Origin of the sequence: Gimesia fumaroli, from assembly GCF_007754425.1 — a bacterium.
Classification (GTDB): Bacteria; Planctomycetota; Planctomycetia; order Planctomycetales; family Planctomycetaceae; genus Gimesia; species Gimesia fumaroli.
On the sequence record NZ_CP037452.1, the window covers coordinates 5,019,000 to 5,032,607 of the forward strand.

Sequence of the window (13,608 nt, forward strand, 5' to 3'; positions counted from 1 at the left end):
CGGGACGGTTCATTTCTAATATTACTGCAGCTAACTCCTTTTCAGATCAATTTTTAGAGAGCATCAGGTCCTTCCATGAACAAAACCATTGTCCTTCCCTGTTCACTGTCAGGAAATCGTTTCCCTCAAATCTGTCTGCTGTTCTGCCTGATTCTGTTTGTTACCTTGTCAGGATCGGTTTCTGCCGAAAAGAAAAAAGAAGCATCATCCGATAAGAAAGCAGCCAAGGCAGACACCCACAAAAAGAAAAACGCAACTCCATGGGTATCACTATTCAATGGCAAAAATCTCGAAGGCTGGAAAGTCCCTGAGTTTGGTGGAGAAGGGGAAGTCCATGTCAAGGATGGGAACCTGATGCTGGAAATGGGCGTCGATTTGACCGGCGTCACGCTGACAAAAATCAAAAACCTTCCCAAAACCAACTACGAAGTTGAGCTGGAAGCCATGCGTGTCGATGGTACAGATTTCTTCTGTGGTTTGACTTTTCCAGTTAAAAAAGATCCCTGTTCCTTCATTCTTGGTGGCTGGGGCGGCAGCCTGTGCGGAATTTCCAGTATTGATGGAGATGATGCCTCTCAAAACAGTACCACCACCTTCCAGACCTTTAAGAAGAAGCAGTGGTATAAAATCCGTCTCCAGGTGACGGATCATAAAATTCAGGCCTGGTTGGATGGAAAACAGATCGTCGATCAGAATTTGAAGGACCGCAAAATTTCGATTCGTCATGAAGTCGAACTTTCCCGCCCCTTTGGAATTACATCATTCGCTACAACAGCCGCTTTGAAAAATATCCGACTTCGCAAGTTAACTCAGCAGGAAGTCGCGAATACGGCACCGAAGTAAAAAAACAAAATGTTGATAAATATCAACAGACTGATGAACAAACTCACCAGACTATCGGGTGATTCTAATTTGAGCTAATCCATAAACTGATAAACCTGTTACATTTAGGAGATAATTCGTCAATTCAGAAAACGAGCGGTATCGGTTTTGCATTCGTAAAGAGAGAGAAGGGTTTGGAATAGTGCGTGGTTTCAAGCCCTCTTTTTCTTTACTCTGGGAAAAACGGTATTATCTTGAATTCACAATTAACAGCAGAAGTCGCTGCACTGATTGCATCGAAAAGTCTCTCTCTGGCTGAAGGAACAAACCCCTTCTCTCCCACAGCGCTTTACGATTTCTGGTTTCATGGACAGGAACATCTGAAACAACGCCGTAAAGTTCTGGAGCCATTTGCCAATGCAGACGGGGATTCTTCAATCTCTGAAAAAGAACTGGAAGTGATCCTCAAGGACTTCTTCGCTGAAGAAATGCTGGTTCGTGTTGTTACCGCGGTATTCACTGCCGCTGACAAAAGACGTAATCAATGCCAGGCTGAGCCGATATCCCGGAGTCTCTTTTTATCATTTCTTGACGTCAAAAAGCTGGCGTTGACAATTCTCGTGTCTGAAAAACACATGAGCCTGGAGACTTTAAAAAGCATCAATCGTATCAGACGTTCAATCGAACGCTGGACCGACTTGTTTCTAGGACAACTGGTCTTCCGATTTGGCTTGGAAGAATTCGCGCATGAAACGGCCCGTTCCAGAGATTTTGGAGAAGATCAGGTCTCTAATCTGAATGCACCTCACCCGGTTCAAACATGGGATCTCATCACAGCCGGCCTGCGTATCTCTTTCCCCGCCGGCCTCTCCAGTAAAACAGATGATCATTGGGAAAAAATGCTGGGCGCGATCATTGCCTGTTATCCCTCTGAGTGCTTTAACGATTCCGCCACGATGAAATCCCTCCAGCGAATTCGTATCGAGCGTAGTGGCCAGCATCCGGAAATGCGCCCGGATCGTCTACCGGAACACTTTAATACAGCCATGTATCGTAGTCTGTTTGGAACCCATACTCAAAAACAGACAATCCCCAAACCGCCTGCCCAATTAAAAACAGATCCTCCCCCCCTCAATCAAAAAACATCAATCAGCTTTTCCAAGCTTAAAAAACGCAATTCAAATGAGTCTTCTTCCTGACGACTGCAAGACCAGTAGAAACTTGATGGAATATCAGTTGACTTGATTCCCCGTACAGGAGTATGATTGAGCTTGAAGTGATTCAGAAAGAAATTTCGTTGAATTAGTAATTTTATTGTTTTGGAGTTTCTCCGTGACACATCGGTTTGGTACTTTTAGCTTTAATTTCGTGCGGCTGACTTATGTTTCAGCCTGGCACTTTTTTAGCTATTGGTTTACCGGAACAGGTTACCAGACCGATCGAGCATACATCGTTCACAATAGATGAACAAACCCTGAATTCGATTGGCCCTGTAACCTGCCTGGTTACAGGGCTTTTTTTATACCCTGAGTCTAAAATAGAAACGAGTCAAAGCCATGATAGTAGTAATGAAGCCTAATGCCACAGCGGAAATGGTCCAGGCAATGGTGAAGCGTGTGGAAGAAATGGGGCTGAAAGCACATGTCATCGTTGGCGAAGAACGAACTGTGATTGCAGCCGCTGGTGTTAAACGAGACGGCCATCAGGCAGAGCTTGAATCGTGCGACGAAGTAGAAAAAATCGTTCCTATCATCGCTTCGTATAAAGTCGCCAGCAAAGAAACCAAACCGGAACCCACGGTCGTCCAGATACGTGATCTTAAAATTGGAGGTTCTCATGTTGGTGTGATTGCAGGCCCTTGTTCCGTGGAAAGTGAAGAACAAATACTGCAGGTTGCCCGTCAGGTGAAAGCAGCTGGTGCAACTGGGTTACGAGGTGGTGCTTTCAAACCACGAACCAGCCCTTACTCGTTCCAGGGAATGAAAGAAGAAGGCTTAAAGCTATTGGCCCTGGCACGTGAAGAAACAGGACTTGCCGTCGTCACCGAAGTCATGACTCCCGAACACGTTGACATGCTCTGCCAATATGCCGATGTATTGCAAATTGGTGCCCGCAACATGCAAAACTATCACCTGCTGCAAGCAGTCGGTGAAACGCGTACTCCTGTACTGCTCAAACGAGGCCCCTCCGCCTCTATTGAAGAATTCCTTCTCGCCGCAGAATACATTCTCGACCAGGGTAATCAGCAGGTCATGCTTTGTGAGCGGGGAGTGAGAACATTCGAAACACATACCCGATTCACCTTGCCTCTGGCAACGGTCCCTTACCTGCATGAGCGAACACACTTGCCTGTTGTGATTGACCCCAGTCACGGTACCGGCATCGCCAGTCTGGTTCCTCCCATGTGTGCCGCCGCGATTGCCGCCGGCTGTGATGGATTGATCCTCGAAGTTCACCCTGATCCTTCTCGCGCGATGAGCGATGGTGCCCAGTCACTGACTCCAGAAGTTTTCGCTGATACGATGGAGACCTGCCGCAAAGTGGCCGCAGCCATCGGGAAGGAATTAGGATAATCGTCTGTTGACGAACACTGAGTTCACCGCTTGACCGTTGGAGCCCGATCATGAAGCTTTGCCTCTTTTCAGTGAGTTATGCTGGTTTTTGGGGACAATCCACCTTGAACCTGACCGAATTCATCGCCCAGTCTTCTCAACTGGGTTATGATTCGGTGATGCTAATGGGCAAACGGCCTCACCTGTCTCCATTGGATGTGACTCCTGAAAAAGTCGCTTCAATTCAACACGCGCTCGATGAACATCAAATCAAGTGTTCGATCATCGGCGGCTACACCGATTTTTCTGGTACAGGAGCCGCTGAGGTTCCTTTTCTGGAATTCCAAATCCAGTATGTCCAGCAGTTAGCACAGTTGGCACAGCAATTGGGCGCCTCAACCGTTCGCATTTTTACCGCTTACGACTCCCCACAACAGACTCCACACGCTCTCTGGTGTCAAGTCGTATCAGCACTCCAGGAATGCTGCGACCGTGCCGCCGCTTATAATGTCACAGTCGCCGTCCAGAATCACCACGACGTCGGCGTCCACTCTGATGCATTATTAGAACTACTGCACGATATCGACCGACCGAACTGCAAGCTCGGCTTTGATGCCTGGTCCCCTGCACTGCGCGAAGAAAATCTGTTCGAAGCAGCCCGAAAAATGGCGCCTTATACCGCCATCACCACCAATGCCGATTACATCAGGCTCCCCCGTTTCAACTATCAGCCTGAAGTGATCAATTATCAGCGCCTGCAGCCTGACATAGTACGTGCTGTCAAATTTGGTACCGGGTTCATCGATTACTCTGCCTTTTTCCACGGCTTGAAAGAAGGCGGTTTCAACGGCACCGCAACCTATGAAATGTGCTCACCCATTCGTGGCGGCGGCAGTCTGGAAAACCTGAATGATTTTGCGGCTGAGTATCTGACGTGGATGAAAACCCACTTAATTTGAACCGGATCTAAGCAGCCAGATTACTTCCGTGACGGGAGATACTTTAATAGCTCCTGCACCTGTTCCGGCTGTTTGTCTACGAGATTCTCCACCGGATCAGGCGTCTCTGAAATATCATAAAGTTCCAGTTTCGTCGGCTGCTTTTTGCCGGTAGTGGCAATCAGACGATGTGTTTTCGTCCGCACACTGATCGCCTTGTTCCAATAACTCAACGCTGCTTCGCGCACATCAGTCTTACTCCCATCCAAGATAGGTTTCAGACTGATACCGTCCAATGGATACTCCGTCTTTTGAAATTCAGGCTGACAAAGATCGACGAGGGTGGGATAAAGATCAACCGTCTCAACCAGAGCAGCAGATTTCAAACCTGCCTGCGAAACTCCCGGCGCACGGATAATCAGCGTACTCTTTAAAGCACGTTCAAATGGTGCATGCTTGGCCCAGAGTGCAGAGTCCCCCAGAAACCAGCCGTGATCTCCCCAGACGACAACAATTGTATTCTCACTTAATCCCAGTTTATCCAGCGCAGTAAGTACTTTTTCAACCTGCCGATCGACATAACGTACGCATGCCAGATACGCCCGCCGTGTCTTGATTTGGGCGGCTTGATCTAAGGGACGCGTTTTTTCATATTCCATGTTGTAACTGTAAAACTCACCACTTTTATGCCAGTAGGGAGAATTGACTTTCTCAGGATGAGGCGGTGGGGGAATCGTCACACGTGACATGGCTTCCCAATCTTGCTCAGGAGCTACGAAAGGCAGGTGCGGTTTGAAAAAACCAAGTCCCATGAAGAATGGCTGTTCCTGCTGTTTCAACTCACCGAGCTTCTGAATCGCCTGTTGGGCCAGCAATCCATCGGGCAGATCTTCATCCTGCTCGACAGTGAATTCCATTAGATCACGAATACCAGAGCCATCTTCGCGACTGCGCCCGTTCGCATAGGCAAAAAAGATGCCCCAACCCCGTTTCCAGGATCCGAAGGGAGTCGCCAGATCATCCCAGGCATGAGGCAATTCATCACGGCCATCTCCCTTTCCGTTATATTCAAACACACGACCATCGGCTGTATGCGAGATTTTCCCAATACACGTTGTATGATAACCACTGCGGCGAAACAGTTCCGGCAGTGTCTGAGCTCCGACCGTTTGCGTGGCAGAGAGTGCTGATTTCCCGCGATAGAAGGCTTGATTACTGCGAGTGACGCCTGAATTTCGGGGACTGCGCCCGGTCAACAAAGCATAACGGGATGCTCCGCACGTCGGAACCTGGACAAAGTGATTTGTAAACAGAACTCCCTGTGACGCAAGTCGGTCCAGAGAGGGGCTCTGCACATGAGGGACCCCATAACACCCCAGTTCTGTTCTTAAATCATCGATGGCAATAAACAGTACATTGGGACGCTGTTTCTGCTGCGCCGCGATTGCTTGACCGGGCAACCAGTGCAATAGACAGACAAAAGCAAGAATTACTATTCTCAAATGCAAGATGGAAACCGGATTCACAGAAAAGAACTCCCGCCAACAAACACAGACTGACTGGCATAAAAAACAACAACCTTCAGTCTAGAGTTTGACACAGGCACACAGTCTTGTACACAGTAAAACTGCCTGAAAGTGCTGCCTGCCGTGCAATCAAGATTCCATTATTAAAACGCCTGTCCCATTGATTTGGTCGTTTTTCAAATCGTTCAAGGCCCGGTTCGCATCTTGTAATGAATAAGTTGTGATGTGAGGACGGATTGGAATTTCAGCGGCTTCCAACAACAGTTCTTGACCATCGATTCTGGTGTTCGCTGTGACAGATCGCAAATTGCGTTCATAAAACAACGTTTCCTCATAATTCAACTGAGGAATGTCAGACATATAAATTCCCGCCAGCGCCAGCGTGCCCCCCTTTTCGAGTTGTTTTAAAGCAGCAGGGACAAGTTCACCAGCAGGTGCAAATATAATCGCCGAGTGAACTTTGACGGGTATCTGTTCGGCTCGTTCCCCCGCCCAGACCGCTCCCATTTCACGTGCCAGTTTACGATGCTTTTCCCCACGTGTGACAACAAAAACATCACAGCCTCGGTGCAGGGCAATTTGAATCACCACATGTGCGCTGGAACCAAATCCATAAATCCCCAATCGCTCACCCGGCTTTAATTCACTTCGATTTAAGGCACGATAACCAATAATTCCCGCACAGAGTAAGGGCGTTGCCTCGGTATCACTGAAGACGTCCGGAATTGCATACGCATAAGCTTCGAGTACCACGGCCAGTTCGGCATAGCCTCCATCGGCATGATAACCGGTGAAATGGGACTGCTCACATAGATTCTCGCGCCCGGTTTGGCAAAACTCGCAAATACCACAGGTACTGCGCAACCAGGCAATCCCAACTCGATCACCGATTTGAAAACGCTTGCAAGCCGACCCCATTTTAATGATTGTCCCCACCACCTGATGCCCCGGGATAATGGGAGACTTTGTTTCTGGCAAATCTCCCTCAATCACATGCAAATCAGTTCGGCAAATTGCACAACAATGCACGCGAATCAGAATTTCCTTTGGTCCCGGCTCAGGTGCAGGAACATCGACCAGCGATAAAGGAGAACGACTGATGTCAGCACGCTGATTCAGTACCATGGCTTTCATCAGGGCTTTTTCTCCATCATACTGATATTCGTCAAAGGGACTTCATTCCCGATTCAGTTTTAACATTAATGAGAAGATGACTTGTCGAATGCTTCCTGGACCAGTTGGATTTCCCGATTTTCATGTTCCCGGAGATCGGCCAGCAATTTCTCAAACTCCTGGAATGCACCGTTCCAGTTTTTAAAAGGTGGTTCCGGATCTTTGAGACGTGCAATAAAATCATCAATCCGGCCTAAAATCGTAGAATGTTTCTCTTTGAAATCAGGTACCATGATGCAAAAACCAGGTGATTCATCTAACACCGGCTTAAAGTAGCCTTCCTGCTCTTCGTCTTCGAAGTGCTTGGCCAGCAGTTCACGAAATCGCTCCACTCGGGTTCCCATCTCACCGAATTTGGGCAATCCACGTTCATCGAGCTCGGTCCACCAGTCATTTAACTCTTTCATGTGCGTCAGGATTTGCTCATGCTCATCCAACAGATACTGCAAATGCTCGTGGGAATTCATGTTTTTGTTCATCATCTCCTCCTTTTCCGGTTCGTTTTATTATTATCATTCTGTTTGCGATATATTTATGACACGCTGACTTTTTCCCCCAACTCAGCCTCGACCTCGGCAATGCGTGTGACCGTTTTCAGAACGGCATCGGGATTGAGTGAAATACTGTCAATCCCCTGCTTCACCAGGAATTCTGCGATTTCAGGGTAATCACTGGGAGCCTGACCGCAGATCCCGATTTTTCTCCCCGCCCCTTTCACGCGATGAATCGCCGCTGCAAGCGAATCCATTACAGCAGGATCGCGCTCATCAAAGATGTGCGCCACCACTTCTGAATCCCGGTCAACGCCCAACGTCAATTGCGTCAGGTCATTGGAACCAATCGAAAAACCATCAAAGATTTCCGCAAATGCCTCGGCCTGAATCACATTACTCGGAATTTCACACATGATGTAGATTTCAAGGCCATCTTCTCCGCGGTGCAAGCCATGTTTGGCCATCTCTTCTAAAACTTTTTTTCCTTCGTCCACCGTACGACAGAAGGGAATCATCAGTTTCATATTCTTCAGACCCATCGTTTCACGCACCTTGCGCATGGCCTGACACTCCAGGCCAAAGGCATCACGGTAGTGTGGGTGATAGTATCGGGAAGCCCCTCGAAACCCAATCATCGGATTCTCTTCTTTCGGCTCGTAGAGCTGGCCGCCAATCAAATTGGCGTACTCATTCGTTTTGAAATCACTCATTCGCACGATCACATCACGTGGATAAAAGGCCCCCGCAATCATGGACACGCCTTGAGCCAGCGTGTCGATAAAAAACTGAGGTTTATTTGTATAAGCGGGCGTCAGACGATCGATTTCGTCTTTTAAAGTCGGGTCCTTCAACTGGTCATATTCCAGAAGTGCCATCGGATGAATCCGAATGAACGAATTGATAATGAATTCCATCCGTGCCAACCCAACCCCGTTACTGGGAAGCATCGAAAGACGAAAGGCCTCATTGGGATTCCCCACGATCATCATCACGCTAGTTTTCGGCTGTGGTAATTCAGAGAGATCAACTTCATCGACGTTATAATCAAGCTGCCCCTCATACACAAAACCGGTATCACCCTCGGCACAGGAGACGGTCACCATGGTTCCGGAAGCAATCGCGGTCGTGGCATCCTCCGCACCGACGATCGCCGGGAGCCCCAGTTCCCGGCTTACAATCGCAGCGTGACAGGTCCGGCCACCCCGGTTTGTGACAATCGCCGCCGCCTTTTTCATGATCGGTTCCCAGTCCGGATCTGTCCTGTCGGTGATTAAAACATCCCCGGGCTGTACTTCATTCAGGTTTTCCGCACTTTGAACCACGCGTGCGACGCCGTGACCGATTCGTTCCCCGACACTATGACCTGAAGTCAGCACTGTCCCGCGCTGATTGAGATGATAAGTCTTTAACCGTTTAATCTCTTTATTCGAATGAATGGTTTCAGGTCGGGCCTGGACGATAAATAATTCGCCTGTAACGCCATCTTTGGCCCATTCCATATCCATCGGACAGAAGTGTCCCTGCACATTGGAATAATGATCTTCAATCAAACAGGCCCAGCGTCCCAATGTCAGAATATCTTCTTCGCTGAGTGCATACTGTTTGCGATCAGCCACATCAACGGGTACATTACGGGTCATTTTCCCGCCGCCGGTATCATAGATCAGTTTGAACTCCTTCGACCCCAGTGACTTCTTCAAAATCGGTTTATAGCCGGTTTTGAGCATCGGCTTGAATACATAATATTCATCCGGATTCACACTTCCCTGAACGACATTTTCCCCCAACCCATAGGCGGCGTTGATTAACACCGCATCCCGAAACCCGGTTTCGGTGTCAATGGAAAACATGACCCCGGACGAAGCCAGATCCGAACGCACCATCCGCTGAATACCAATGGAAAGTGCAATATCGAAATGGTCAAAGCCTTTTTCTGTGCGATACGAAATCGCACGATCCGTAAACAGGGATGCAAAGCAGCGACGGCAGGTATCCAGTAAGTTGGCTTCTCCCTGCACATTCAGATAAGACTCCTGCTGCCCGGCAAAACTGGCATCGGGTAAATCTTCGGCGGTCGCACTACTGCGCACAGCCACATCAATGCCTCCGGCCCGATTGTCGCTCAGACTTCGGTACGCCTGTTGAATTTCCTCCCGGATGACTTCCGGAATTTCAGCAGAGAGAATCGCATGCCTGACCTTTAAGCCATGCTCCTGAAGATTCGTAATGTCCGAGGTATCCAGATCCTGGAGGATTTCTCGGATCTGTTGATCCAGTCCTGTCTCAGACATAAACAGACGGTACGCGGAGGCCGTCGTGGCAAATCCATTGGGTACGGAGATCCCTTTGGAATTCAAATTGCAATACATTTCCCCCAACGAGGCATTCTTCCCTCCCACCGCAGGGACATCACCGATGCTAATTTCCTCGAACCATAAAACCTGAGGCTCCTTCGTTGTCACAGTGCTACTCCTTGCTCTCTAATTTTGAATGTGCGTCATCACTGCTCGGTGCTTCCAGACTCCAAGCGGCTTATCCTCTTCGAATCAAACCACTGTGTACCGAAGACCAGCCTGCGATTATATAAAGTCTGAGAATATCAATCAAATTTTCCTGTCACTGTTCCATTCCTATATTTTGTCAGTTTCATTAGTACCATGAATTTGTAGGACTTCAATAGAGGCGATGCCCGGTACGCCCATGGGGGAAACCATTAGTCAGAGAGATCCCACTCAGTGAAATTATAATATCTTCTAAAACAGTCATAATTCATTTTCAATCGCTTGCGTTCTGATAAAATATCAATCATTTTCACAACTATGAGCAAGTAGTCAGAGGGCTGCCAATTTGATAACATGAAGTTATAAGTCAACTGGGAACCTGTTTAGAACAGGAAGGATGTCATTCTCAATGCAGCAGAAATTCCTGACCAATGAGCTCAACCAGGGAACGATTCTCTCGGTTCGAGGTAGTGTCATTGATGCCTATTTCCCCCATCATTTGCCTCCAGTCCAAAGTGAGTTGCATGCGGGCGATGATCAGGAAATCGTGATTGAAGTCCTCACCCAGTTAAATAATCACACCATCCGTGGCATTGCTTTAACATCCACACGCGGGTTATCACGCGGTTCAAAAGTCAACAATACCGGCCACCCACTCAAAGTTCCCGTAGGACGAGAATTGCTGGGACGGATGTTAAATGTATTCGGACAAACCATTGATGTCGGAAAACCGCTTGAAAATACTAACTTGCGTTCGATCCACCATGACTCACCGGCATTAGTTGAACGCCCGCCTCGCTCCGATATTTTCAAGACCGGAATTAAAGCCATTGATCTGCTTTCTCCATTGGAACGAGGCGGTAAAGCAGGACTATTTGGAGGGGCCGGCGTCGGGAAAACCGTGTTAATCACCGAGTTGATTCATAATGTTGTCGGGGCGCATAAAGGAGTCAGTCTGTTCTGTGGCATTGGTGAGCGCTGCCGGGAAGCCGAAGAATTATATCGTGAAATGAAAGAGGCAGGAGTCCTCGAAAACACGGTCATGGTCTTCGGCCAGATGAACGAACCGCCGGGTGCCCGTTATCGAGTAGGACATGCCGCCTTGACCATGGCGGAATATTTTCGCGACGATCAACGACAGGACGTACTTCTGCTGATTGACAATATCTTCCGATTCATTCAGGCAGGGACCGAAGTTTCAGGATTGATGGGAGAACTTCCTTCACGGGTAGGCTATCAACCGACGCTGGCTTCCGATCTCGCAGAACTGGAAGAGCGGATTTGTACGACCACGAATGGATCGATTACTTCGGTACAGGCCGTCTATGTACCCGCTGATGATTTTACAGACCCATCCGCCGTCCATACGTTCGCCCACCTTTCCACATCCGTGGTTCTGTCTCGCAAACGCGCTTCGGAAGGGCTTTACCCCGCTATCGACTTATTGAACTCCAGTTCCAAAATGCTGATGCCTCCCATTGTAGGCGATCATCACTATCAGGTTGCGCAAGCAGTACGGGAAACACTGGCGAATTACGAAGACCTCAAAGACATCATCGCCATGCTGGGGCTGGAAGAGCTCTCCCGCGAAGACCGACGAACGGTGAATCGGGCACGCCGCTTGGAACGGTTTATGACACAACCGTTTTTCAGTACCGAGCAATTTACCGGCTATGAAGGCAAGTTTGTCTCACTGGAAGAAACCCTGGATGGTTGCGAACGAATCTTAAATGACGAATTTCACGATGTCTCGGAACGCGCCCTGTATATGATTGGTTCCATAGCGGAAGTGAAAAAGAGCGACACCAAATGAACCTGAAAATCTTATTACCCTCCGAAATCAAAGTCGACCAGCCGGTGACAAAGATCATCGCAGAAGCGGAAAATGGTTCCTTCTGTTTAAAGCCAAAACATGTCGACTTCTTATCGGCACTGCTGCCTGGAATTCTGACATTCGTTGATGAACAAAACTGCGAAAATTATCTGGGAATTGGCGGGGGCATTTTAACAAAAACCGGATCAGAGGTGCGTGTCTCAACAATTTATGCCGTTCAGGGAGACGATCTGGGCACACTCCGCCAGAGAGTTGCCGAGCAATTTGAAGAATTCCATGAGCGAGAGCGACAGGTCCGATCCGCGATTGCCAAACTCGAAGCAGATATTCTCAGACACTTTGTAAAACAGGGAGCGAACGTTGATGTCTGAGTCCTCCCCGGAACAAAATGGTGATTCGACTAAAGCGAACTTTGAGCCGCACCAACTTCATCTGCATAATCAGACGGAAATTGAACAACGGATTGCCGCTCAGGAAATGCGAAAACTAAAAGCCAAAAGTGAGAAACATCATACGATCTGGTTTGGACTCGGAATGTTCGGCCTGATTGGCTGGTCGGTCACAGTACCAGCAGTTGCGGGAGCAATCATCGGGATGTGGATCGATTCACGCTGGCCTTCCCGCTACTCATGGAGTTTGATGCTGCTGATCGGTGGAATTTGCTTAGGCTGCTTTAATGCCTGGAAATGGCTGCACAAAGAAGGAAATATCGAATCATGAATCAACTTTTGACATTCCAGCTGATTGCGAGCTGCATTGCGGGCACGCTACTGGGAGTCCTCTTTTTCGGCGGGCTCTGGTACACCATCAAGCAACTCCCCAAAGCCAGACACCCCTGGCTCTTATTTTTGATGAGTGGGATGAGCCGAACCCTGATCACACTTGCCGGGTTCTGGTTTGTTGGAATCTGGCTCTCAGAAACGGGACGCTGGCAACGAATGGTCGCCTGCCTGCTTGGCTTTATAATCGCCCGCTATGTCTGCACGCGTCAGTTGCGACCGGACAATTCGACAATTTCAGGAGAAACATTTTCATGAATATTTCTCCCGATGAACCGCTCTGGCAATGGGAATTCATTATCCTGAACCGGACGATTCTATTTACCTGGCTCATCATGGCGTTGCTGGTTTTTGTATCCTGGCTGATCACACGCCGGCTCTCTTCCAGTACAAAGTTGTCTCGTGGTCAGAACCTGCTGGAAGTGCTTGTAATCGGCCTGCGCGATCAGATTCAGGAAGTCAGCCAGCAGAACCCCGGCTCCTATCTCCCATTTATCGGAACCTTGTTCTTATTTATTGCCGTTTCCAATATTATGGCGATCGTCCCCGGCTATCATCCTCCCACCGGTTCACTTTCCACAACAGCCGCACTGGCAACGTGTGTGTTTGTGGCCGTTCCCATTTATGGCATTGCTCATCAGGGTTTTCTGGGATACATGAAACAATATATCAGGCCGTCCATTTTCATGCTGCCTTTTAATATCATCGGCGAGCTCTCACGCACATTGGCTCTGGCAGTTCGCCTTTACGGAAACATGATGAGCGGCGCTGTCATCGGTGCAATTCTGCTGGGATTTGTCCCACTGTTTGTGCCGATTCTGATGCAGGCGTTTGGATTACTGACCGGAATCATTCAGGCTTATATTTTTTCTGTCCTGGCTATGGTCTACATCGCATCTGCAACACATTCAAATCACGAAAATAACGTTAAAGAAAACGTTCCAGACGATCACACGGAACCTGTAAATACAAAGAGCAACTGAAAGAGG

At 48.5% G+C, this 13,608-nt stretch carries 13 protein-coding genes; 9 read left to right on the forward strand and 4 right to left on the reverse strand.

What is annotated here, in order from left to right; genetic code table 11:
• The first annotated feature begins 75 nt into the window (after positions 1 to 75).
• The 4 genes from Enr17x_RS19005 to Enr17x_RS19020 all read left to right on the forward strand — a co-directional run bounded on the left by Enr17x_RS19005 (position 76) and on the right by Enr17x_RS19020 (position 4,333).
• The gene (locus Enr17x_RS19005; RefSeq protein WP_145311300.1) at positions 76 to 843 is read left to right on the forward strand and encodes a 3-keto-disaccharide hydrolase; all 768 of its coding nucleotides are present in this window, start codon (positions 76 to 78) and stop codon (positions 841 to 843) included.
• A gap of 233 nt (positions 844 to 1,076) precedes the next feature.
• The gene (locus tag Enr17x_RS19010) at positions 1,077 to 2,021 is read left to right on the forward strand and encodes a hypothetical protein (protein WP_145311301.1); all 945 of its coding nucleotides are present in this window, start codon (positions 1,077 to 1,079) and stop codon (positions 2,019 to 2,021) included.
• 357 nt (positions 2,022 to 2,378) lie between these two features.
• Entirely contained in the window at positions 2,379 to 3,395 is a 1,017-nt protein-coding gene (gene aroF / locus Enr17x_RS19015) for a 3-deoxy-7-phosphoheptulonate synthase (protein ID WP_145311302.1), read from the forward strand.
• Positions 3,396 to 3,445: 50 nt separating this feature from the next.
• A complete protein-coding gene (locus Enr17x_RS19020) occupies positions 3,446 to 4,333 on the forward strand; it encodes a sugar phosphate isomerase/epimerase family protein (RefSeq protein WP_145311303.1) in 888 nt (295 codons plus the stop codon).
• A 20-nt stretch (positions 4,334 to 4,353) separates the two neighbouring features.
• Here the strand turns inward: Enr17x_RS19020 and Enr17x_RS19025 are convergent, their stop codons facing one another.
• The 4 genes from Enr17x_RS19025 to ppsA all read right to left on the reverse strand — a co-directional run bounded on the left by Enr17x_RS19025 (position 4,354) and on the right by ppsA (position 9,967).
• Entirely contained in the window at positions 4,354 to 5,838 is a 1,485-nt protein-coding gene (locus Enr17x_RS19025) for a sulfatase (protein ID WP_232100777.1), read from the reverse strand.
• A 129-nt stretch (positions 5,839 to 5,967) separates the two neighbouring features.
• On the reverse strand, positions 5,968 to 6,972 hold the full coding sequence (locus tag Enr17x_RS19030; RefSeq protein ID WP_145311304.1) for a zinc-dependent alcohol dehydrogenase family protein: 1,005 nt from the start codon (positions 6,970 to 6,972) through the stop codon (positions 5,968 to 5,970).
• Between the two features lie 65 nt (positions 6,973 to 7,037).
• Positions 7,038 to 7,493 (reverse strand): hemerythrin domain-containing protein, encoded by a 456-nt coding sequence (locus tag Enr17x_RS19035; RefSeq protein WP_145311305.1) that lies wholly within the window; start codon positions 7,491 to 7,493, stop codon positions 7,038 to 7,040.
• 50 nt (positions 7,494 to 7,543) lie between these two features.
• Positions 7,544 to 9,967, reverse strand: a complete 2,424-nt coding sequence (gene ppsA / locus Enr17x_RS19040) for a phosphoenolpyruvate synthase (protein ID WP_145311306.1) — start codon at positions 9,965 to 9,967, stop codon at positions 7,544 to 7,546.
• A 448-nt stretch (positions 9,968 to 10,415) separates the two neighbouring features.
• Between ppsA and atpD the strand changes: the two genes are divergently transcribed.
• From atpD to Enr17x_RS19065, 5 genes are read left to right on the forward strand one after another with little or no spacing between them, the layout of a single operon-like run.
• Positions 10,416 to 11,819 (forward strand): F0F1 ATP synthase subunit beta, encoded by a 1,404-nt coding sequence (gene atpD, locus Enr17x_RS19045; RefSeq protein WP_145311307.1) that lies wholly within the window; start codon positions 10,416 to 10,418, stop codon positions 11,817 to 11,819.
• Positions 11,816 to 12,211, forward strand: coding sequence for a F0F1 ATP synthase subunit epsilon (locus Enr17x_RS19050; protein ID WP_145311308.1), 396 nt, complete (start codon positions 11,816 to 11,818; stop codon positions 12,209 to 12,211). The genes atpD and Enr17x_RS19050 overlap by 4 nt, the downstream gene beginning before the upstream one ends.
• Positions 12,204 to 12,560 (forward strand): AtpZ/AtpI family protein, encoded by a 357-nt coding sequence (locus Enr17x_RS19055; RefSeq protein WP_145311309.1) that lies wholly within the window; start codon positions 12,204 to 12,206, stop codon positions 12,558 to 12,560. The genes Enr17x_RS19050 and Enr17x_RS19055 overlap by 8 nt, the downstream gene beginning before the upstream one ends.
• On the forward strand, positions 12,557 to 12,877 hold the full coding sequence (locus Enr17x_RS19060; RefSeq protein WP_198000675.1) for an ATP synthase subunit I: 321 nt from the start codon (positions 12,557 to 12,559) through the stop codon (positions 12,875 to 12,877). The genes Enr17x_RS19055 and Enr17x_RS19060 overlap by 4 nt, the downstream gene beginning before the upstream one ends.
• The gene (locus tag Enr17x_RS19065; protein ID WP_145311311.1) at positions 12,874 to 13,602 is read left to right on the forward strand and encodes a F0F1 ATP synthase subunit A; all 729 of its coding nucleotides are present in this window, start codon (positions 12,874 to 12,876) and stop codon (positions 13,600 to 13,602) included. Before Enr17x_RS19060 ends, Enr17x_RS19065 begins: the two co-directional genes overlap by 4 nt.
• Positions 13,603 to 13,608: the final 6 nt, after the last annotated feature.